General features: G+C 41.6%; 21 protein-coding genes and 1 pseudogene. 13 read left to right on the forward strand and 9 right to left on the reverse strand.

Annotated elements, in window-relative coordinates:
• Positions 1-8: 8 nt before the first annotated feature.
• A complete protein-coding gene (locus G4P69_RS01625) occupies positions 9-476 on the forward strand; it encodes a PAM68 family protein (RefSeq protein ID WP_208338276.1) in 468 nt (155 codons plus the stop codon).
• A gap of 249 nt (positions 477-725) precedes the next feature.
• On the forward strand, positions 726-1,784 hold the full coding sequence (gene aroF, locus G4P69_RS01630) for a 3-deoxy-7-phosphoheptulonate synthase (RefSeq protein ID WP_208338275.1): 1,059 nt from the start codon (positions 726-728) through the stop codon (positions 1,782-1,784).
• 90 nt (positions 1,785-1,874) lie between these two features.
• On the opposite strand, the gene G4P69_RS01635 is transcribed toward aroF, so the two are convergent.
• Positions 1,875-2,744: a hypothetical protein gene (locus G4P69_RS01635; protein WP_208338274.1), complete on the reverse strand. Its 870-nt coding sequence runs from the start codon at positions 2,742-2,744 to the stop codon at positions 1,875-1,877.
• Between G4P69_RS01635 and G4P69_RS01640 the strand changes: the two genes are divergently transcribed.
• Positions 2,744-2,920, forward strand: coding sequence for a hypothetical protein (locus tag G4P69_RS01640; RefSeq protein ID WP_208338273.1), 177 nt, complete (start codon positions 2,744-2,746; stop codon positions 2,918-2,920). The two genes, G4P69_RS01635 and G4P69_RS01640, sit on opposite strands and share 1 nt — an antisense overlap.
• 122 nt (positions 2,921-3,042) lie before the next feature.
• On the opposite strand, the gene G4P69_RS01645 is transcribed toward G4P69_RS01640, so the two are convergent.
• Together G4P69_RS01645 and G4P69_RS01650 are read right to left on the reverse strand one after the other, a co-directional pair.
• A complete protein-coding gene (locus G4P69_RS01645; RefSeq protein ID WP_208338272.1) occupies positions 3,043-3,627 on the reverse strand; it encodes a DUF1517 domain-containing protein in 585 nt (194 codons plus the stop codon).
• A 9-nt stretch (positions 3,628-3,636) separates the two neighbouring features.
• Positions 3,637-5,202 (reverse strand): pentapeptide repeat-containing protein, encoded by a 1,566-nt coding sequence (locus G4P69_RS01650; RefSeq protein ID WP_208338271.1) that lies wholly within the window; start codon positions 5,200-5,202, stop codon positions 3,637-3,639.
• A gap of 208 nt (positions 5,203-5,410) precedes the next feature.
• On the opposite strand from G4P69_RS01650, the gene G4P69_RS01655 reads away from it, so the two are divergent.
• On the forward strand, positions 5,411-6,253 hold the full coding sequence (locus G4P69_RS01655) for a prephenate/arogenate dehydrogenase (RefSeq protein ID WP_208338270.1): 843 nt from the start codon (positions 5,411-5,413) through the stop codon (positions 6,251-6,253).
• 77 nt (positions 6,254-6,330) lie between these two features.
• Here G4P69_RS01655 and G4P69_RS01660 read toward each other — a convergent pair whose 3' ends face one another.
• Positions 6,331-7,983, reverse strand: coding sequence for an ATP-binding response regulator (locus tag G4P69_RS01660; protein WP_208338269.1), 1,653 nt, complete (start codon positions 7,981-7,983; stop codon positions 6,331-6,333).
• 892 nt (positions 7,984-8,875) lie between these two features.
• On the opposite strand from G4P69_RS01660, the gene G4P69_RS01665 reads away from it, so the two are divergent.
• From G4P69_RS01665 to G4P69_RS01685, 5 genes and pseudogenes are all read left to right on the forward strand, one after another.
• Positions 8,876-11,557: an MHYT domain-containing protein gene (locus G4P69_RS01665; RefSeq protein ID WP_208338268.1), complete on the forward strand. Its 2,682-nt coding sequence runs from the start codon at positions 8,876-8,878 to the stop codon at positions 11,555-11,557.
• 113 nt (positions 11,558-11,670) lie between these two features.
• Positions 11,671-11,877 carry a hypothetical protein gene (locus G4P69_RS01670; RefSeq protein WP_208338267.1) on the forward strand — a complete coding sequence of 69 codons (207 nt, stop codon included), beginning with the start codon at positions 11,671-11,673 and terminating at the stop codon, positions 11,875-11,877.
• 77 nt (positions 11,878-11,954) lie between these two features.
• Positions 11,955-12,146, forward strand: coding sequence for a hypothetical protein (locus G4P69_RS01675; RefSeq protein WP_208338266.1), 192 nt, complete (start codon positions 11,955-11,957; stop codon positions 12,144-12,146).
• A 65-nt stretch (positions 12,147-12,211) separates the two neighbouring features.
• Positions 12,212-12,538, forward strand: coding sequence for a hypothetical protein (locus G4P69_RS01680; RefSeq protein WP_208338265.1), 327 nt, complete (start codon positions 12,212-12,214; stop codon positions 12,536-12,538).
• Between the two features lie 205 nt (positions 12,539-12,743).
• A pseudogene (locus G4P69_RS01685) lies at positions 12,744-12,932 on the forward strand (Uma2 family endonuclease); the annotation flags it as partial.
• Positions 12,933-13,257: 325 nt separating this feature from the next.
• Here G4P69_RS01685 and G4P69_RS01690 read toward each other — a convergent pair.
• The 4 genes from G4P69_RS01690 to G4P69_RS01705 all read right to left on the reverse strand — a co-directional run bounded on the left by G4P69_RS01690 (position 13,258) and on the right by G4P69_RS01705 (position 18,761).
• Positions 13,258-15,366: a caspase, EACC1-associated type gene (locus tag G4P69_RS01690; protein ID WP_208338264.1), complete on the reverse strand. Its 2,109-nt coding sequence runs from the start codon at positions 15,364-15,366 to the stop codon at positions 13,258-13,260.
• A gap of 11 nt (positions 15,367-15,377) precedes the next feature.
• A complete protein-coding gene (locus tag G4P69_RS01695; RefSeq protein ID WP_208338263.1) occupies positions 15,378-15,752 on the reverse strand; it encodes a sugar ABC transporter permease in 375 nt (124 codons plus the stop codon).
• Between the two features lie 433 nt (positions 15,753-16,185).
• Entirely contained in the window at positions 16,186-17,580 is a 1,395-nt protein-coding gene (locus G4P69_RS01700) for a bifunctional serine/threonine-protein kinase/formylglycine-generating enzyme family protein (protein ID WP_208338262.1), read from the reverse strand.
• A 269-nt stretch (positions 17,581-17,849) separates the two neighbouring features.
• Positions 17,850-18,761, reverse strand: coding sequence for a hypothetical protein (locus tag G4P69_RS01705; protein WP_243902058.1), 912 nt, complete (start codon positions 18,759-18,761; stop codon positions 17,850-17,852).
• A 503-nt stretch (positions 18,762-19,264) separates the two neighbouring features.
• Between G4P69_RS01705 and G4P69_RS01710 the strand changes: the two genes are divergently transcribed.
• Complete coding sequence (locus tag G4P69_RS01710; RefSeq protein ID WP_208338261.1) at positions 19,265-20,302, forward strand: zinc-dependent alcohol dehydrogenase family protein; 1,038 nt, start codon at positions 19,265-19,267, stop codon at positions 20,300-20,302.
• 213 nt (positions 20,303-20,515) lie between these two features.
• Positions 20,516-20,773, forward strand: a complete 258-nt coding sequence (locus tag G4P69_RS01715; RefSeq protein ID WP_208338260.1) for a ubiquitin carboxyl-terminal hydrolase 14 — start codon at positions 20,516-20,518, stop codon at positions 20,771-20,773.
• A gap of 93 nt (positions 20,774-20,866) precedes the next feature.
• On the opposite strand, the gene G4P69_RS01720 is transcribed toward G4P69_RS01715, so the two are convergent.
• Positions 20,867-21,586 (reverse strand): Uma2 family endonuclease, encoded by a 720-nt coding sequence (locus G4P69_RS01720; protein ID WP_208338259.1) that lies wholly within the window; start codon positions 21,584-21,586, stop codon positions 20,867-20,869.
• 144 nt (positions 21,587-21,730) lie between these two features.
• Between G4P69_RS01720 and G4P69_RS01725 the strand changes: the two genes are divergently transcribed.
• Both G4P69_RS01725 and bcp read left to right on the forward strand, forming a co-directional pair.
• Positions 21,731-22,195, forward strand: coding sequence for a GNAT family N-acetyltransferase (locus G4P69_RS01725; protein WP_208338258.1), 465 nt, complete (start codon positions 21,731-21,733; stop codon positions 22,193-22,195).
• Between the two features lie 5 nt (positions 22,196-22,200).
• Positions 22,201-22,692: a thioredoxin-dependent thiol peroxidase gene (gene bcp, locus G4P69_RS01730; protein ID WP_208338257.1), complete on the forward strand. Its 492-nt coding sequence runs from the start codon at positions 22,201-22,203 to the stop codon at positions 22,690-22,692.

The raw sequence follows: 22,692 nt of genomic DNA on the forward strand, positions 1-22,692 counted from the left end.
TACCGCCTATGTCTAGTGAATCTGAACGCAATCGTTTGCCTTTTGAACCAAACAAAAAGCGCCAAAAACCACGACAAGCAAAAAATCAACCACCAGTCACTAAGTCCGAACCAAAAGTAAAAGATCAGAAAAAGCCACCTTTTACTAAAGAAGAAATGGCTATCCCTAAAGTCGTTAGCCAAAGGATGGTTCGGCGAGTCGCTGCTTTCTGTGGTATACCAACAGCTTTGGGTATTAGCACCCTGATTATTAGTTATGTACTCCTGGTCTATGCCAAAATTAAACTGCCTCACGTCGCCGTTTTACTGGTGAATATGGGGTTGTTTGGTTTAGGGGTGGTGGGAATAACTTATGGGGTTCTCTCTGCTTCTTGGGATGAAAAGAGCGTCGGGAGTTTGTTGGGCTGGAGTGAGTTCACCACTAATTTGGGAAGAATGGTTGCAGTTTGGCGCGAAACGCGGCAAAAAAACGTATAATTATCAGCGCTCAGATTTTTGACGACTTTAGTGTTGCGTAGATTTTTAGAGGAAATGTTGAAGTTTAAATTTTATAGCTTCAACATTACTCATTTTAAATTTATGCTTAGTTTTTACACTCTATATGAGTAACAAAATGCCTGAGCGCTATATTTTACTCTTGTTGGTAGTTATCAGTTCGTATGAAACTTCAACAACTAACCACGAGTAGCAAGTAACTTCATAAATCGACTAAGCAGGGTATTTAGCATGATTGTAGTTATGAAAGTTGGTTCCCCTGAAGCGGAAATAAACCGTATTAACGAGGAACTGAGTGGTTGGGGGCTAACACCAGAAAAAATCGTCGGTAAACATAAAGTAGTCATCGGTCTTGTTGGTGAAACTGCTGATTTAGATGCACGACAGATTCAAGAAGTTAGCCCTTGGATTGAGCAGGTGTTGCGGGTTGAGAAGCCTTACAAACGAGCTAGCCGCCAGTTTCGTCACGGGGAGGCTTCTGAGATTGTGGTTGAAATTCCTCTGGGACGAGTCGTCTTTGGCGAACACCATCCTGTAGTAGTTGTTGCTGGTCCCTGCTCAGTAGAAAATGAAGAAATGATTGTGGAGACAGCGCAGCGAGTTAAAGCGGCTGGAGCCTCATTTTTACGCGGTGGAGCATACAAACCTCGGACTTCTCCCTATGCGTTTCAAGGACACGGCGAGAGTGCTTTGGAACTGTTGGCAAAGGCACGCCAAGTAACGGGATTGGGTATTATTACAGAAGTGATGGATGCTGCTGATTTGGAGGCGATCGCAGAAGTTGCGGATGTTGTCCAAGTAGGTGCAAGAAATATGCAAAACTTCTCCTTACTCAAAAAAGTTGGGCGAATCACAAAACCAGTTCTCCTGAAGCGGGGAATGGCTGCAACAATTGAAGACTGGTTAATGGCTGCAGAGTATGTTTTGGCAGCAGGAAACCCGAATGTGATTTTGTGTGAACGCGGAATTCGCACGTTTGATAATCAGTACACTAGAAACACTCTGGATCTATCAGCAGTGCCAGTGTTGCGAAACCTGACTCACTTACCGATTATGATTGATCCCAGCCATGGCACAGGTTGGGCTGCTTATGTTCCTTCAATGGCAATGGCGGCGATCGCTGTAGGCGCTGATTCCTTAATGATCGAGGTTCACCCCAACCCCCCCAAAGCTTTATCTGATGGACCCCAATCTCTCACACCAGACCGTTTTGACAGCTTGATGCAAGAACTAGCAGTGATTGGTAAAGTCGTTGGACGCTGGCAGCAACCTGCTGTCGCAGTTCATTAAAATTTAAAGGAGTCAGAATTCAGAAGTCAGAATTCAGAATCACAAAATTCATGCTGAATTCTGGCTCCTCACTCCTGAATTCTTTACTTATTAACGCCTTCTACTACCAAAACCACCGCGAGGGACTCGCGAACGACCACCACTACCAAAAGAACCACTAGATGGTCTTCTAATGGAACTAGAATCACCAGATGGTCTTAGGGTACTGCTACCAAATCCAGAACCAGTAGGACGGTTAGTAGTCGTGGGTGGTATGGTGCGTGTACTTGTGTTGTCTGGATATGATCTTCTAATTGTTCCTGTGCTACGGAAAGTAGTGCGGTTTCTCACTTCGGCTGGTGGGGCATTGTAGCGAGTTTGATAACTCGCGATCGCATCGTTATAGCTTCTGCCATAGCCACCGTAACCAGTCAGCAACGAGCCTCCTCCTGGTTGATAAGCTGGTGGAACATAATATTGGGGTCTAAATAAAAGACTACCAATTGCTTGACCTGCCAAAGCACCTGCAAATGGAGCCCAGAAACCTGATTCGCGACGAGCTACAACTGTTTCTTGTTGTCCTGTTTGAGGATTCGTTTTAGTCTCAGCAACGTTATGGACATATTCAATTTTAAAATCCTCGGTTAGATATAAAATTGGCTGTCCTTTTTCCACCTTCAGGAAACTTTTCTGACCTTGCTTAATTTGTTCATCGGTCAGGCGAGCCATTTGTAAACTCTGAGTTCTAAACGTTGGGGATGGACTGTTAAGTAGAAACAGCGTGTACTCCCCATTACCATCATCATAACTCGCTTGTTGCACTGGGTACTGACCATCGCTGAGTTTAGTAGGCGTGGTTTGAGAGACGTTTCGCCCCTGAGGAGTCGTTTGATTCCCTCCTCCGCCACAAGCGACAGTTGTTAAGCACAAACTCAATGCTAAAACAATGACTGTAAATTTACGCAAGAGTGTCATAAACATTGGACTATTTTCCTGCCTTCCAGCTTAACAATTTGTTGATGGGTGATGAGTGCGGACAACCCTACAATTGGGGATTGGGGACTGGGGATTGGGGATTGGGTATTGGGTATTGGGGATTGGGGACTGGGTATTGGGTATTGGGTATTGGGTATTGGGTATTGGGTATTGGGGATTAGAGATTGGAAATTAAGCCTTGGGAAAGGGACTTGGACTGTAAACATTTTCTCTAGACTGCAGTCCCCAGTCCCCAATCCCCAGTCCCCATGCCCCATGCCCAATGCCCCATGCCCCATGCCCATTAAAGAGGTATTAACTCGGGGTAATATTGCAATAACTGATCGTTAGTCAGTTCCTCTCCTAACCGTGCTGGGGAGAAATGCACTTGTATTGCCTGGAATTTATGTTTGTAGTGCAAATTAATTAAGCTTTTTATCCCTTCTTTCATCGCCTGAGTGTTAGAAAGGTCAGTCTCTAATTCTGGTACTTCTCCTTCACACGCTACTGTAATCATCACGATCAAATTACGAGTTACAGGTAAAGATAAAGGATCATTAGATCCAGAATTATAATCTGGTTCACTTAGGTAACGCTGAGCTGAGTCAGTAAATAATTCATTTACATAGTCTCCTGCTTCACCTTCACTCCAAAATACGTCACCTTCATTTGCACCAGAGAGCCAGTTTTCATCGTTCTGGAGAAGGGTTTGGCAGATTTCGACCAATTCTTCTCCTAAAACTTCTAAGTCACCCTCAGCATCTATAGCTGCGCGTCCGGCACGATTCAACACTCCTAAAATTGGTGCTACTTCGGCTCCTCCTAAATGGAGCATTATACGACAGACTACATAGCGAGTTCGACCGAGCATTTTGTTAAAAGCGCGCATTTTTTCTCCTTAGTTACTTACACAATGAAATCCTTGAAAAAAATCAACGAGCATATCTAGTGAGGGAATCATCGACTTCGTAGTTGTATGAGAAATCTCATCGGCTACAGAATACTTAACATCGGGGATATCAGTAAATTTTTTACCAAAGTTTGGGTGACTATATACAATCAAATTTTGAGCGCTGGAATTTGTTAAAATTGTTTGTGTAGGAACTTGAAAAAAATTGAATTTTGGTGCTATTTCTAATTTTTGTTTCTTGTAATTGACTACAGATGCGTGATCCATCGCTTGCTCAAAAAGAGTGGTTAGTAGCTTGACAGATTTAGGGGCCTTTAAACCTAGCTTAGCAATATCTTGGCTTATTATCATTTGTACTAAGGTAGAGATATTTTTTTGCGTAGCGGCGGCGTCCTTAAACGGAACAACGGCTACGTAAGCTGTGGGGAATAAACTCTCATCACTATCTACTTGGAAGGTAAAAACGGTCCTACGACGCCCAATGTCTATGGTAGGAGGTTGCTTGAGTTCTTGGTATTGCTGAGCAATTTGGTAATAAGCACTAGCGAGGATAAAATTGGCTTCGTAGTCTAAAGGTCTGTCTACAATAATTTGGATTGTTGGCGGAGTTTCATTAAAAAAGTCTTGGTATTCAACAGAGTTAAAATATTTGATGATGGAGTGATCCCCCATAGGACTGAGGTCAACCCATTCATAAATCGTACCCTCGGTTTTTAAGCCGAAGCGGGATGTACCATAAAGTTTTGCTCCGGTCAAAATTGCTTTTGTTAAGTCTGCACCTACCCAATCAACCTTAATCAATTTTGCATGAGTTAAATCAGCATGGATTAAGCTTGCATTTGTCAAATTGGCATTACTCAAGTCTGCCCCTATTAAGTTAGCCCCGCTTAATTTTGCCTCACTTAAGTCTGCCCACGAGAGATTGGCGCCGCTCAAATCTGCCCACCGAAGATTAGCACCAATTAAGTTCGCTCCACTGAGATTAGCACGGTTGAGATTTGCTTGCTTAAGATCAGCATCCCGAAAATTTGCACTAGCGAGATCAGTACGACTTAAGTCAGTGCTGTTTAATTTAGCTTGCTGTAAATTAGCCCCGGTTAAAAAACCGTCTCGCAAAGTTGCTTCGCTTAAATTGGCACATTCGAGTACAACGTTACGAAGTGTAGCTTCTCGTAGATCTGCATTACGGAGATTGGCTTCCGACAAGTCAGCGTTACTCAGATCGGCACGAATTAACTCAGATCGAATTAGTGAAGCTGATCTTAATTGGGCGTGACTTAAATCTGTCCGAATCAAATTGGCGACGTTAAGGCTAGCATTATTCAAATTAGCACTGATAAGATTAGCCCCTCTGAGTCTTGCGACATTCAGCTTGGCATGGCTTAAATTAGCAGTGCTGAGATTTGCACCACTAAAGTTTACCACACTCAAATTAGCATGACTAAAATTTACACCACTTAGTTTTGCACCACTCAGGTTAGCTTCAGAGAGTTCAATTTTATGAAAGTCTCTGATTCCTGCTGCGTATTGTTCCAGCAATTCCTCTACGGTCATTCAGGCAATAGTTGGTAAAGTATACAGAAATGGAAGAAGGAGTCAGAAGACAGAATGCAGGAGTCAGAATACAAAATTTAGAATCAATCTTCTTGGGAATTTAAACCCTCTTATTCATTCGCCAAGAAGACAGAATTTATACTCTACTCTTGCTCCTGACTCCTGACTCCTGACTCCTGGATTCTTGTTAATTGAAGGAAAATCAAGAATGAATATTGGTATTTTGGGACTTGGTCTCATAGGCGGCTCTTTGGGTTTGGATTTACGATCGCACGGACATTACGTGCTAGGGGTTAGTCGGAGAGAATCAACTTGTACTAGGGCGATCGCGCTAAACGCTGTAGACGAAGCCTCTGTTGACGTTAGTTTGCTCGCGACTGCAGAAGTTGTATTTATTTGTACACCTCTATCACTTATTATTCCCACATTTGAGACACTAATTACTCATCTACCTTGTACTACAATAATTACTGATGTAGGCTCAGTAAAAGCACCAATAGTCAGCGAGATTTCCCCACGCTGGCATAACTTTGTCGGTGGACATCCTATGGCCGGAACAGCTGACAGTGGTATAGAAGCAGCTGTGCCAAATTTATTTGTAAACAGGCCTTATGTATTGACACCATTAGCTACAACACCACCTGCGACAATTACGGCGCTAGAGCAAATTGTACAACAGCTTGGTGCGACTATCTATCATTGTCTTCCTGAAGAACATGACCGTGCTGTAGCTTGGATTTCTCATTTACCTGTGATGGTGAGTACTTCTTTAATTTCTGCTTGTATGGGTGAAACGGAGCCATCAGTTTTACAATTAGCTCAAAACCTTGCTAGTTCGGGCTTCTGCGATACAAGTCGTGTGGGTGGTGGCAATCCAGAATTAGGGTTGATGATGGCGCGGTATAATCGTTCTTGTTTATTGCGATCGCTCCTGGAGTACCGCCATAATCTTGATGAACTGATTACCCTTATACAGCAAGAAGATTGGGTAAATTTAGAAAAAAAGTTGCAACTAAATCAACAAGCACGACCTAAATTTCTTGGTGGTTGAAACTCTTATTTACTGGGCAATGTGGTTAAGGGTACAATTTCCCTATGCACATTGCCCATGTGTGTAATGTATCAGCCTTAAAGTGAAATGGGATAACTTTCTTTTTGTACGAGTTGGATTATAGATGCTAAGAATTCCTCTAGGTGAAAAGGTTTGGCAATGTGTGCTTGGAATCCAGCAATTAGTGCAAGTTGCTGATCTTCAGGTTGCACAAACGCAGTCATTGCAAGTGCTGGAGTTTGTCTAGTCTGAGGCAATATTCTGATTTGACGAATCAACTCATAACCATTCATTTCCGGCATCCCAATATCACTAATGATTAGAGAAGGTGGGTTTTTGGCAACGAGTTCGAGTGCTTCTAAAGGTGAAGTTACAGCTATGACCACAGCCCCCTCTTGCTCAAGAAAAAAGCGCAAAAGGTCTAGATTATCTGGGTCATCATCAACCAGTAAAATCCTCGCTCCTCTTAGTTTAATAGTTTTTGCAGAGGCTGTTTGCATAGTTTGAGACTCAAATGAAGCTTCACAAAGAGAATTGTTTGCACCGCAAACAGGAGTGCCAGCACCAATAAACGTTAATGGTTCTGCTTTGACTTGCAACGGCAGTCTGACTGTAAATGTTGATCCAAGCCCAACCCCAGGACTCTCTACCGTCACCGTCCCACCGTGGAGTTCGACCAAATGTCGCACGAGAGCGAGTCCTAATCCTAAACCACGATACTTACGGGTTGTACTGCTATCGCCTTGGAGAAAGCGATCAAACACGTGTTCTAGAAAGTCACTAGCAATTCCAATGCCAGTGTCGCTCACTTTAATTTGGGCAGAATGGGCAGCATTAGAATTATGGACGAGCGATAATTCTACTTTGACCTGCCCATTATCTGGTGTAAATTTAATCGCATTTGATAATAAATTCCAGAAGACTTGTTGCAGGCGATCGGGATCCCCAATCGTTTGCAGTGAGGATAAACCCTGAAGCTCGATGGTGATACGTTTAGCTTGAGCTGCGAAATATACTGTTCCGATAGCGGCGTTCAATACGGCTGCTAAATCTATTCGTTGAAAGTTCAGCTTCAGCTTGCCTTGAATTATGCTGGAAACATCTAACAAATCGTCTACTAACGCCATTTGTTGTCGGACGTTACACTCAATAATTTGTAGCGCTTCAGTAGTTTTGGCAGGTGTAAGCTTTTGCTTTCTGATCAAGGTGATCCAACCAAGAATTGGGTGAAGGGGTGTTCTCAGTTCATGAGACAACGCACTGAGAAATTCATCTTTGAGCCGATTTTGGTTTTGGAGTTGTATTGCCTGTTGCTGTAATTGCTGCTCTTTTTGGCGCAGGGAAATTTCAGCTTGTTTAAGTGCAGTAACTTCCGTAATAGTGGCAACGCAAACTAGTTCTTGCTTTAGCCTTTGAATTTCGGCTTCAGCTGCTTGTAGATTGTGGTTTACCTGATTGAGAATAACAGCACCCCGCTTGAGGAGTCCAAAAGCACTAATCATAGATGCTAGTGACATCACCAACAGCCCGAAGCTGTCATTATACCAACCAGCCTGTTGTCCCTGATGAATGAGCCCAGCAAGTAGCAAAGGTGCCCCGATAGCTAAAAGATGCGCCCAAGGAGCGCTGACACCAGGAATCAGTTGTCGCACTGTGCAATTGCTAAATGAATCAGTTTTCAACAAGGAGAACCAGCTTTGAAATAATGGTATCCGTAGGACAGAAGGCATTAATATTCTTTTCCTTTCGACTAATGATTGCTTATACCAGGTCTTCACGCTCTACAGGTTTTCGACTGTCGTTCTACACCTGATCCGCAATGATTGTTCGGAATCTTGTATTAATTAATACTAGCTTACAGTAAGCGTATTATTTTTGGCAACTAAAATGTGATGAACTAATGTTTTCTCATTGAAGTATATGTATTTTTATTTACTACAAATAACCCGATTGTTACGAATACAGGTTGATTGAGACTTTTTGCACTTCATCACCCATCTGCAGTTTGCACAATAGCTCTAATTTATATTCCCCATCATGCAACGCTTAGAGTTTTGTGTCATTAGTTAGACACGTATATCTATCTTTAGATAGATATACATTTGTGTTTACAGATACATTTATAAGCTCAACAACAACAATAGATACTTAACCCACAAGCAACGCTGCTACAAGAAAGCGCCTTACCTAATGCCCACGTACACCATCGGTATAATCTTTTTATCTCTCTGTTGAAAAAGAAAAATCTTACCAATTTTTTGAAATATCATTACTACGTAAGGGTATGCCAAATTTGCTGCTGCTTAATTAATGAGGTATTAATTAGGAATTGAAAACCTGTTCTAAGCAATAAATTACACAAATAATTGACAAATAAATACTTTTTTACTAACTCTTAAATGTGTGATTCTACACTTCAAAATTTAAGGCTTAGAGCTACAATTCTAAGATTAGTAAAAATCATGTTTATAAGTGTTCAAAACTTTGTTTTAATGGAGTTCATATGTAGCATCTATCTGCCAGATTAGCTGATTCTTATCAAGCTAGTAGGTAATTAGTGGAAATGAATCAAAAATAAGATTACCCCAACCAATGAAGACAAACAGCTTGAGGATAACTATCATGTTACCAGCAGATATGGCAATAAGTGGTACATACGACTTACGCTTTGTAATTCTTTCGATTGTGATTGCAGTTTTTGCCTCCTACACTGCATTAGATTTGGCGGCAAGAGTCACAGCATCTGTTGCAAAATCCAAACTTGCTTGGTTAGTTGGTGGTGCAATTGTGATGGGAATCGGTATTTGGTCAATGCATTTTGTTGGAATGCTGGCTTTGAAACTACCGATTTTAGTCAGCTACGATGTATTCACGGTGGTCATGTCGATATTACCAGCTATTGTTGCTTCTGGAGGTGCGCTTCTTCTCGCTAGCCGCCCAGTCCTCAAAGTGGAGCAATTATTGTTGGGAGGAGTTTTAATGGGTTTAGGCATCGCCTCCATGCACTACATTGGAATATATGCGATGCAGATGAACGCAACTATTCGGTATGAACCGATGCTTTTTATACTTTCTGTACTGCTCGCCATTGCTGCATCAATGGCAGCATTATGGATTGCATTTCAACTGCGCTTGCAATCTGGTACAGTTGTTACAGGATACAAGATCATAAGTGCATTGGTCATGGCGGTTGGGATCTGTGGAATGCACTATATAGGAATGGCGTCAGCTAGCTTCACCGTAACTCAGTCAAAAGCAGTATCTGCACTCCAGCCAAATTCTTCACTGACTTGGTTGGCTACTGCAGTTGGTTTTGCAGCGTTTATTATTTTGGGTTTCACGCTTTTGACTTCATTTATCGATCAGCGATTGACAGCATCTGTAGAACGTTTAGCAAAACAAGAAGTCAAAGCTAAGCGCTCTGAACAATTGACACAACTTATGTTATCCATTCGGCGATCTTTGAGGTTAAACGATGTTATTAACACAACGGTTAATGAAGTTCGCTATCTGCTGAACACTGACCGCGCTAGTGTTTATCGTCTTAATCCTGATAGAAGTATCACGACTATTGCTGAGTCGATAGCACAAAATTGGATAAAAACTTTAGGAAAAACAATTAATAATCCTTTTTGGGTAAATGGACTTGAAACAGATAAAAGTGTTTTTGTTCAAGTCGTCAACAGCATTTATGAAGTGGGGTTTAGAGACTTTCATAGACATCGAAAAATTCTGGAAAGTTTTCAAATTCAAGGATACATGGTTGCACCTCTTTTTAAGAACAGTCAGCTTTTAGGCTTATTGTCTGTTCAACAGTGTTCTCAAACTCGAATTTGGGAGGAAGACGAAATAGAGTTGTTTAGGCAAATAGCAATTCAAGTGGGGATTGCTATAGAACAAGCAAGTTTGTTGGATGAACTTCAGCAGGCACAGAAAGTACTACAGCTTCGCGATCGCGCGATCGCCGTTGCAAGTAACGCAATTTTCATTACTGACAACAAACAGCCAAATAACCCAATCATCTTTTGCAATCCTGCTTTTGAGAAAATCACAGGATATTCACTCAAAGAAGTTCTTAAGCAGAATTACGAACTTCTCATAGGAGACGACACAGACCAAGATACTCTTGAGAAGATACGCAGCGCCGTGCGTGATGCTAATGAATGTCAAGCCACAATCAAGAATTACCGCAAAGATAAAACTTCATTCTGGTGTGAATTAACCATATCTCCAGTGCGTGATACTAGCGGAGAAGTTATCAATTTTATTGGAGTGCTAGTGGATATTACGCAGCACCAGCAAGCAGAACAAGAGTTAAGGCATAATCAACAAATTGTTGAACATCAGTTGCTAGAACTTATTGATTATGTTAAAGAAGCATCCAATGGTGACTTAACTGTGCGCGCGGAAAAAACAACTAATGAAATTGGAATCTTTGCTGATTTTATCAATATCATCATAGAGAATTTGCACACAATTGCCACTCGAGTGAAAACAGTTGTCCAGCAAGTAAATATTTCTGTTGGTGAAAACTCTGATGTTGTGGGTGAATTAACGGATAAAGCACTCAAACAGGCGTCTGAAATCAGGGGTATTTTTGAACAGATAGATGAAATGTTTCTATCGATTCAAGAAATGGCAAATAATGCGCATCAAGCAGCACAAATGACACTTGCAACTTCTGACACAGCTAGTCTTGCTAAAGCTGCAATGGATAGCACTGTTGAGAGTATCTCGAATTTGCAACACACGGTGACGCAGACAGTTAAGAAGGTGAATCACCTGACTCAATCTTCTGAGGAAATTTCCAAAGTTGTATTGTTAATTAACCAACTTGCTTTACAAACTAATGTTTTAGCAATAAACGCCAGCTTAGAAGGTTCTCGGACAGGTGATGGAACTTTAACAGAAGACGCAGGTCAATTAGCCACTCAGTCTGCTATGGTAACTCAGGAAATTTACGAAATATTGGATAAGATCCAATTGGAAATTACTGTAGTTGCTTCAGCTATAGAATTGAGTACAAGACAGGTTGTTGAAGGAGCTAATCTTGTTAAAAATACTAAGCAGACTTTGGAAGAGGTATTAACAGTAGCTAGCCAACTTGACGAGTTTGTAAAATTAATCTCTGAAACAACCGTATCTCAAGCAGGAATGTCTGAGGCGATCGCATCATTAATCAAACAAATTGCACAAGACTCAGAAAGTACAGCCGATTTGTCTAGTGCTGTGTCTTTATCTCTACAACAAACTGTCGAAATCGCACAGCAGTTGCAAGCCTCTGTGGATTTGTTGAAAACTTGACGATGGGGCGCGATCGTATTGCGCTCATCCCGATCCACAGCTTAACACGCTGGTTACACCCTTTGTTATGCTAATATGTGTAAACCACTTTTTTGATTTTATGGTTAACATTTATGGCAGGAAGGAAGAAGTTAGACCGCACTAATCTTCATGCGAGGGTTGCTCCGGGAACAGGCGACAAGCTTAAAGAAATTGCACAAATATTAGGATATATCTACGATAGCGAAGGTTCAACCGGTCAGTTATTAGATGCGATCGCCAATGGTGAATTAATATTAATCTCCACGAAAAATCGAAATGAATCTTCTAAAAATGGTTAAATAAATTTGTGATAAATGGTGTAAAATAAAACAGGGGACATTTAGTGTCCCCAATCGTTCAAAAAAGGAGGTATTTATTGAGCAAAAATGGTAATGGTCATCAAGGTTTGTATAACCCTGTTAAGATTTTTATCCGTCTTGTCCAAGGCGTTTGGAAAAAGCGGGATGAAGTCTCAGGGGAAACATACCTCGTAGACTCTGAAGTTGTCGAATCCGATCTGGAAGATTTGGCAGATCAACCAGAAAGAAAAGACAACACCGATAACTAACACTTAGTTATCAGCCCCTAGCTTGCCCTAGGGGCTATATCTTAGCAAATCAAGCTAATTTTATTATGACAAATTCTAGCACTACAGTTTTTTATCCTGCTTACTATCAAATCATAGAGCGTCGTGGTAACGGGTGGGCGTTCAAACACGGCGAACCGTTCATTAACTTATTCAACGCCCCTACACTGTCTATTGAAGATGAGTTCGCTGTCTTCGACACTTCTATGAAAAAGGTTGCTATTGAACTTTTCCGTATCAACGGTGGCAAGCAGGGTTATTATATAGCAAACATACTGGATAAAAAATACTACTACTGCGGCACCGGGTGGTCGGATGTTAAAGCCAAACTTCAAGAATTGGGGATTGGGAGAGCGGAAAACAGTTATCAGTGAACAGTTATCAGTTATCAGTGATCAAGGTGTTTTATGCAGTATTAATTGATGCAAGAAAATATTAAATTACCGTAGGGTGTGTTAGGCGCATTATCAAGTATCACCTTCGACCAATTAGTCAATTTTTGCGCCGTAACGCACCGCTATTTTAGAGTTCTAAGACATAGATTAGAATTAGAACAGCCCATCGATTGAGGAAAAGAAGATGGTGTTACAGACAGAAAAACGTTTCTATACACCAGAAGAGTATTTGGAGCTAGAGGAGAAAGCTGAATTTAAAAGTGAATACAGGGACGGAGAAATTATCCCAATGGCAGGGGGAACAACTAACCATAATAAAATTGCGGGTAATTTTTATAAAAAATTTCCATTAATAATACAAGGACAATTCTATTGGAAGATGTTACAATTTCACCACTAGCATTTCCTGAGTGTAAAATTACAGTCCGAGAAATGTTGCGAACAATTTCGCGTGATCCGTAGGGTGTGTTAGGACGAAGTCCGTAACGCACCGAAACCTTTAGAGCAAACTTTAAACCCCATCCCAAACCCTTATGTTCAGAAAGCTCGTAAAAACGGGACGTAACTCTTGACTGTAGACTAAATTTCTCCTATATTAATGTAATCGCTCGTCTATAAAAAACTAAAAAAAATCGATCCGCCTGCGGCGGAGACAGGGTTAAGAAGTGTAAAGTGCAAAAGGGCAAGAGTGCAAAGGGCTAAATAGTCCTGGCAAGCCCAACCACGACAACCCGAAACCCCACGTTGTTGTACCAGTAGTCGCGCGCGTGCCTGTGGCGAAACGCCGAACGACAGCTCCTCGGAAGGTTGTCCCACGAACCGCCACGCAGCAGCCGGTTAGTATTATTTTTATCATCGCTCACCCATGCAGTGCCATCATCTGGCGCACCTTCATAACTATCATGCCAGGTATCTTGACACCACTCCCATATATTACCATGCATATCATATAAACCGCAAGCGTTTGGTGGAAATTTTCCTACTTCGGTTGTTTCCTGACGGTAAATACCCTTGGGACCCTGACCATAATTGCCATTATACACCGTCCCCGAATTATTCCAGTCTGTCCCGCGATAATTCGCTAAATCTGTAGTAATTGTCTCCCCAAAATAAAACGGGGTAGTTGTCCAACCACGACAAGCATATTCCCATTCAGCTTCACTTGGTAAACGATAGGTTTTTCCTGTCGTTTTCGATAACTCAGCACAGAAAGCGATCGCATCATCCCAACTTACTTGTTCAACAGGATGTTTTTCTCCTTTGAAGTTGGAGGGATTTTTCCCCATAATTGCCTGATATTGCTGTTGGGTAATGGTAAACTTGCCCATGAAAAAAGGTTTAATCGTCACGTTGTGCTGTGGACTTTCAGAGTTAGATCTATCCTTTTCTGTTGACGGGGAACCCATAACAAACTTACCACCTGGAATTTCCACCATATCCAAGGTGACACCGTTACCCAAATCTTCTGTAAAGAAATTTGCATTTTTAGTGGTGCGGCTGGTAATTTTTCCTTTTGCATCCACCTTCACTACCGGAAATTCAAACTGCTGCAATTTGGTTTCATTTGCAGATGGTGAAGGTACAACAGACGGTTGTGAATCATTTTTGGGTTGATTGTCCTCCCGAAATGCTTGGGAAACTACTATTGTTCCTAGCAATCCTGCACCACCAAAACCAGCTAATCTGATAAACTGTTGCCGAGTTAATATTTGTGGTAATGAGAGTCTGCTGGTTTGTCGAGTAATTCTTTTTTCAATTGGTGCAATATCTTCGTCTCGAAGATTTAAAGCTTGCTGTAGTCGTTTGAGTTCTTTGCGATCCCTCTGTGTCAAAGAATTCTGCTGCTGAATGACTTCAGTAAAAACTTGTTCATAACGCCGTAATTTATCCTGACGTATCAAGTAAGGTCGCAAAACTTCTGCTTCTATATTGTCAGATTCTTCTGGTCGCAAGCTCCAGTTATTGCGCAACTCATTTAAATAACTGCGGTTAATCCGAGAAATCTCTCCTTCATTCTCTTTGGCAATATTCTCAACTTCCTTACGATACTTCAGATAAGGATCATCAACAGGTGCTTTAGCTAAGCGGATCTTGTAACCTTCTTCTACCGGATAGAATTTCGGTGTCATTGCTGGTGATGCTTCTTTTACTTTCCCGCAAGCATAATCATGCAACTCATCTACCGTAATCCATCCATCCCCATCTTGATCTGCTGCACCTTTTTCTATCCCTTCTACTAAATAGCGCGTGTATACTGATAATTCTGAACCTTCCTCTGCAAATGAGTACTGGGTAGATGTGGATGATGTTAGGATTGCTCTCCCTTTACCACCTAGTTGTGTTTGGAGGTCTACTTTACCATCGTCTTTTACTGTTAAGCCTTTGGCGATCGCACCACTAAAGCAGCAGTCCAAGATAATGACTTGTCGCTCTGAGCGACTTTCGTTCATATTATCATGCAGTTGTCTTGCCTCTACTGCTGATGGTTTAACTAACCCTCCATTTTCTTTGTACGTTTCACGACTTGCTAGATACAGCCTACCACTTTCATCTTTTATTCCATGACCTGAGAAGTACAATAGTACTAAATCATCTCTTTGGCGATTCGCAAACAGATTGTAGATTGCGTATTGCATTTCCAATGGTTGGGGATTTTCCAGGACTGTGATATTCTCAACAGCAAAATTACCCATTTGCGAGTTTAATAAAACTCGGCGCATTGCTTCTACATCTTTGACCGCAGCAGGTAGCGGGTTTAATCCTGGCTTATATTCACTGACTCCTATCAGCAGTGCTACTTTTGCCATCCTACCTACCCTTAAGATTTGAAAAATTCTTCTGCTTTTTTAGACAAAAATTCTATATCTTCTTTACTCCCAGCTTTTATTTTCAATTCTTGCCCATCAATTCGTTTGAGATTCATCTCCAGTGGTTTACCACTTAGGCGTTCTTTGAGAAACTTAAACAAACTCATACTACCAGGAATAATCACTGCTTTGATTGTCCCTACAATAAAACCATCTCCCTTCGCTCCTCGTTGAGAGAGTTCCTCTGTCACCAAATTAGCTGCTTCCACTCCATCCACTTCTCTAATCTGTGGTAGTAAGTTTTCTGCTTGTTCTTGTAACTCAGATCCACTTAAGTCTGGTGAATCCAAGGAAATCAGGATTTCTACCGTAGAGGTATTTGTCATATAGGGTCTAAGTACAATCATAGAGCTTTAACTATGATTGTATAGGTTTTGGGGAAAAGGTAAGGGGATGCATGTTTAGAAAAGTCCTTTACCCCTTCCCCTTTAACCCTTTCCCAAAACCAGACATGGGTCTGAAAATGCTTAACCGAGCAGTATTGCCTACCCATCTGTTTCATTTTTTTCGTGAAATGGTATGAGCTTCGCTCAACCAACTGAGAGAGCGCGAGTTGAGCGAAGTCGAAACTCGCATTCCCCAGGTATTTTCTTTCTTGGAAATCACCTTATTAGTGGGGAGCGGGGTTGGGATGAACCCGGACAAAAACGGACAACCTTTGTCCCAGTTTGGGATGTAGACTTCTAGGAGAGGGTGCGAAAAAACGCACCTGTCTGGAAATGTCGGGGTATTTTTTGGGAGTAGGCAGGTGCGTTTTTTCTAAGGTTGTCCGTTTTTGTCTAGGAAAAATGTAGCGCCCTGAGCATAATTGCCATTAGACACTGTCCCGGAGAAATGGCTGTCTGTTCCGCAATAATTTGCTAAATCTGTAGTAATCGTCTCCCCAAAATAAAACGGCGTAGTTGTTCCAGCACGACAAGCGTATTCCCACTCTGCTTCACTTGGTAAACGATAAGTCTTTCCTGTCTTTTGAGATAATTTAGTACAGAACGCGATCGCATCATCCCAGCTAACTTGTTCAACAGGTCGCTTTTCTCCTTTGAAGTAGGAGGGATTTTGCCCCATAATAGCTTGATACTGTTCTTGGGTTATCGGAAATTTCCCCATAAAAAAGGGTTGAATCGTAACTGTGTGTTGTGGACTTTCATGATAAAATCGTTCTAGTTCGGTTTCTGGAGAACCCATAACAAACTGACCCCCAGGAATTGAGACCATTTCTAGTACAACACCATTACCCAAGTCTTCACTATAGTATTTCGCTTGTTTGCTTTCTCGTTTGATTATTTCTCCTCGACTGTTGACTATCACAACCTCAAAGCTAAATGTCGGTTCTGGTGTTTTCACAACTTCCAGCAATTCTCTAAATTCTCTCACTGTTTGCGGGCGTTCTTGCTGTTCTATCCCCATACCTGTCATTATTGCATCGTTCACTGTGTCGCTAATCTCTGGATTGTATTTTTTTGGTGGGGGTAATTCTGCAAACTTTCTAAAATTTGACGCAAACGGGACTTCTCCTGTTACTAACGCATACAGCGTTGCTGCTAACCCATATACATCTGTTGCTGCTGTAAATCGTCCCTGTCTTTCATACTGCTCTATTGGTGCATATCCTTCTGTTCTCGCGCTGGTCATGCTCAGGGTTTTTCCTATTGTAAACTCCCTCGCTAGTCCAAAGTCTATTAATACAGCTTCTTTTCTCTGATTTCGTAAAAGAATATTATTCGGCTTTATATCTCTATGTAAAAATCCTTGCTGGTGAACATATTCTAATGCTTGTCCCACCTGATCTATGTAACGGAGTGCTTGTGTTTGCGACAATAATCCATTTTTATCTACGTATACTCCTAAATCTTCCCCGTCTATGTATTCCATCACCATACCCCACATTCCTTCTTCTTGGATGACTTCATACACTCTGACTATGTAAGGATGTTGACAACTTGCTAACTTTATCGCTTCATTTACAAATTTTTCTTGTTTCTCTAGGAAGTTTTGTTCACTTTGGTGCAATGGGTTGAGGGTTTTGATTGCAAATAACCTTCCGCTTCGTTGTTCTATAGCGCTATAGGTGACACCAAATCCACCCCCTCCCAGCACTTTTTGGATGACAAATCTGCCGTTTTTCACCGATTGGTTTGGTGTCCACAGTTTCATAAACGTGAGGTATGATTACCAAGATTTGATTCAATACTCCTAAATTATACTGGCAATTCTCACTTTATTATCGTCAGTGCCATAGCCCCAGGTTGCTCTTAGACCAACAGATTTTAATGTAGACGAAGCCAAGTGGGATGATCTGAACACGAAAGACAGTAGCGATCGCGTATCTAAACCCCTTGCAATTACCTGAGTGCTGAGGTTTAATATTTGTGCTTTCAATTAAAGTAGCAGTTTATGGCAGAACCTCCCTAACCTTTGTTGACTCACTCGTTGTACTCCTGCTCCAAAACATTCAATAACTTTTGTTGTAATGGTGTTAGGTAAGGAGTGGAGAGTTTTCCTAATCCCTTGAGAATCCAATAAGCAGCATCATCTAGATTGCCAAATGATTGAAATTTCTTCAACCGTAAACATAATTGTTGCATAAAGGCGCATTCTTCTTCCAGGTAATCAAAGGACTTAATATTTTCTGGTCTGACAACATATTCGTTCTCCCAAGTTGTCACAGTGCAGACTCCATCTCCAATGCCAGTCACAATGCACCAACAGCCGCTTTTTCCTTTTAACTCTGGATTATCTTTAGGAATTATTTGGCAGACTTCGCCTACTCGGTTAAAATTCAGCACTTTGTTTCTGTTTTTAATGCGTTGGACAATATCTTGGACAATACTACTAGTTGGGACTTTTTTTCCGGCTTCCTCAACTGCCATCTGCCAAGCTTCACACTGATCGTCTGGTAGGAGTTTGGTAAGTGGTCTGACTTGGCGCTCGTTAGTTGGCAGAATGTGATCCAATGGATCATATTTTTCTAAAAGATTATCGACAACTGCGGCAGCTTCTATTAGAAGATAGGGCTGTCGGTGGGTACTGTACCCAAATCGCTCCTTACAGTATTCCTCGAAAGTTCTATGCGTGCTGCGATATAGGCGGCGATCGCGCAATTGAACCAAAGCCTTACCAGCTTCATAAAATGACCTTTCAAAGATTTTCTCCAAATACAGTCGCTCTGCTTGTTCCACCAAAGTTAGTTCGCTGTCAGTCGTAACTTCTGTATCTGATCCCACGAATTCAGAAACAAAACTATTACTTCTAATCGGAATAGTGTTAAGGGGCTGATTCAGAGAGGTTTGCATAATATAGGGATGAATTGAGGTTGTGTACTGTGCATTTTCCATACTGGCAGTCTACGGAATTCAAAAAAAGTTGTGAACTATAACGTAAATAAAATCACTTTTTTTACTTGTGGTCAGCAACTTATAGATATCTATAGCCCTCCAAAAGATTACTCAATATATATCTAAGTGTATGATGTTATTATAAATCAATAAATATGCTTATAGATATCAATTTGATTGCTACTTTTGTACTTAGAAGTATACAATAATACTTGTTTCTTTGCTGATTGCCCCCGCACTTATGCAACGCCAAAGTTGTTGTAGTGTCCTCAAAGACCGAAATTCCTTGATGGTTTTTGGCTAAGCCACCTATTCATTAAGTTTGCTGTCTGGAATTTCCACGTTATGACGCTCTACCTTGTTTTAGCAGGCAAATACGCGCATTATTTCTATATTTTCAGTTCTTTAGCCTCAATAAGTCTGAGGATATAGACGATGTAGGCAAGGTTTAACTATGATATGGAATGTTTTTAGCCATAACAACAATTTACAAGGAGCTTGTAATGCGAGCAACAGTGTACCAGGGTACCGGCGATGTCCGAGTCGAGAATGTTCCTGATCCTGTTATTAAACAGCCTACGGATGCAGTCGTGCGGATCACCCATGCTTGTATATGCGGTTCTGATTTGTGGTTTTATCGCGGGTTAGATAACTGGAAACCTGGATGGCGCACTGGTCATGAATGGATGGGGATCGTTGAGGAAGTCGGGTCTGAAGTTCGCAATATCAAGAAAGGCGATCGCGTTCTTGCTCCCTTTGCATTCTCTGATGGTAGTTGTGAGTTCTGTGGTAAAAGCTTACAAACTTCTTGTGTTCGAGGTGGTTTTTGGGGTGGAGAGTCTAATGATGGGGGACAAGCTGAGGCTATACGTGCGCAATTCGCTGATGGTACTCTTGTCACTATTCCCAAAGAAGTTGAGAATGACGATGCGATTTTAACTAAGATATTACCACTCACCGATGTGATGTCAACTGGTCACCACGCAGCAATTTCTGCTGGTGTACGGCAAGGGGGTACAGCAGCCGTGATTGGTGATGGTGCTGTTGGTTTATGTGGGGTACTAGCAGCAAAGCGGTTAGGTGCAGAACGGATTATCATTATTGGTCGTCACGAAGACCGTTTGGATATTGCAAGGCGTTTCGGTGCTACTGATGTGGTAAAGAGTAAAGATCAGCAAGCAGTGGATGAAGTTTTAGAGATAACCAAGGGTGGTGCAGAGTCAGTGCTGGAATGTGTTGGTACTGAATCATCTATGGATAATGCGATTTCCATCACTCGTCCTGGTGGTGCCATCGGTTATGTGGGAGTACCTCACGGTAGTGAGACAATCAATCTATCGCACATGTTTTTCTCTAACATAACTTTGCGTGGTGGGGTTGCACCAGCGCGCGCTTACATACCTGAACTACTCGATGACGTAATTGCGGGTAAAATTGACCCTTCCCCTGTTCTAGATCTCACTGTTGACCTTAATGGTGTTCCTTCCGGGTATGCAGCAATGGATAAGAGAGAAGCAATCAAGGTAATGGTAAGACCATAAGGATAGTACACGAGAGGGAAAAGATGTTTAGTCAGTTATCAGTTATCACTGCACCACACGCCTTGATTACTGATAACTAATAACTTCACTGGTTACGTAATTTCAGTACCTTGATAACTGATAACTGATAACTGTTCACTGTCTTTCCTCTCTCCCACACACCACATCTTCTCTGGTAAGCTCAAAAGGGGAGCAAGCAAAAAGGAGGATTTTATGAGTAGAGGTTGTACGCATCGCGAGGAAATTCAAGACGTGACACCCAGTGCTGATGGCTGTGAGGAATGTCTCAAGATGGGTGATAGATGGGTGCATTTACGTCAATGCTTAATCTGCGGTCATGTTGGTTGCTGCGACTCTTCAAAAAACAAACACGCAACCAAGCATTTTCAGGCTACTAATCATCCAATTGTGCAATCGATTGAACCGGGTGAAGACTGGCGGTGGTGTTATATCGATCAGACTTTTGTATAAAAGGGACTGGTTGAACAACCCTGTCTTGCCTTTAAACATCTCCAGAAATTAGATATGAGCCTAAGCCGTAGAAGGATTGTAGGTTCATTTTGCTTAAGTACTTACGTCGTCTGGGTTTATTCCCAATTCCCTTAATTTTGCAGCTAGACGTAATGCCTTCTCTTCGGCAGTAATAATCCAATTTCCCCCATCATTATACCAACGCAACCATAACCGCTCAATATCTTGATAGTTACCCAACCATAAACCAATTCCTAACCCTAATTCTGGTAACCACACCCGATTATCAGTAACTGGCATTAAATGATAACGACCTGCAATATTTTGAAATACTTTGAGATCCTCGGTATAACGGTCAAACACAATGTAGTAAGGGATGCGTAAAATGCGTTCGTAGACTTCCCATTTTGTCGGAGGTTGGTTAACTTCTCGCAAACTCTGTCCCAAATCTTCTTTTTCCGTACCTGGAGAAATTAATTCCACCACTACGTTAGGATCTACCCCTTCTTGCCAAATCACATAACTCAAACGCAAATCTCGACCTTGATATAACCGCGAAACCCCCAAAACTGCAAACCAATCCGGACGCTTGTACCATTGGGTATGATTGGGATCGTAGTAAACATTCAAGTCTGCGCCAATAAATACCTCATCTTTTGGATAATCTGTTGGGACAAAGGTTTCTCGCAGCAATTGGGGTTGGAAAACGTGAAACTCATCAGGCAAACCAGGTTCCTCCGGATCTTCGCTTTTTAGATCGTACATCGTGGGTAGTATTTCTTTAGCGGGACGGGGAGGATCTATTTGAAACATATGATATCAAGCGTTACCAATTTTTCATCCGACTTATCTATTAGGTTAGCTGATTTTAGTCCAAGTACGAGTTAGCTAAGGTATTTTGATAGTATAACTCGCGTATTGAATGTCGTAGCAATCTATCTCCCCTACTTAAGATGAATGGAACAAAGTAACTTATTACCATTAGGGTGTATTGTTCGCAGAGCAACTTCTGAAGATGCTTGGTCGATACGCTTGTTGGTTTTCTCGGCAAAACTTGACCCAACTCAATTACGTTGGCAACAATTTTGGGTGATTGAATGTGAGGGAAAATTGGTAGCTTGCGGACAACTCCGCAGCTTCTCTGATGCGCAAGAACTCGGGAGTTTGGTTGTCGCTCCTAGTTGGAGAAATCGAGGTTTGGGGATATTTTTAACACAGCACTTGATTCGTCAAGCAACTCAACCCCTATATTTAGAATGTCTGGGTCAGCAACTAGCAAAATTTTATACTCGCTTTGGCTTTGTGCCGATATCCATTGAGGATGTACCTCCATCTCTTAAGAGAAAGTTTGGATTTTCTAACTTAGGTAAGAAATTACTCGCGATTCCTGTGGTATTTATGGAGTATCGCAGTAACAGTTAGAGACGATGGCACCGAACAACATTCCTCAACCAGGAGAACAAGCACCCTTATTTTCAACAAGCGACCACGACGGAAATCCAGTGAGCCTCGCTAATTTTAGCAGCCAGTGGGTGGTTGTTTATTTTTATCCCAAAGATGATACGCCTGGTTGTACAGTCGAAGCTAAAGATTTTACAGAGCTTAATAGTGAGTTTACTCAATTAGGAGCTAAGATATTAGGGATTAGTTCAGATTCACAAAAATCACACTGCAAGTTTATCCTTAAACATAACTTGTCAATCACATTATTGAGTGATCCAGAGCATCATGTGGCTGAAGCTTATGGAGCATGGCGATTGAAGAAGTTTATGGGTAAGGAGTATATGGGGATAGAGCGTTCAACTTTCCTGATTGCACCTGATCAAATTATTGCTTATGCTTGGCCAAAAGTGCAAGCGAAGAATCATGCGATCGCAGTCCTCACGAAATTGAGAGAGTTAGTGGCGAATGGAAGTTAA

This window comes from Aetokthonos hydrillicola CCALA 1050 (assembly GCF_017591665.1).
Lineage (GTDB): Bacteria > Cyanobacteriota > Cyanobacteriia > Cyanobacteriales > Nostocaceae > Aetokthonos > Aetokthonos hydrillicola.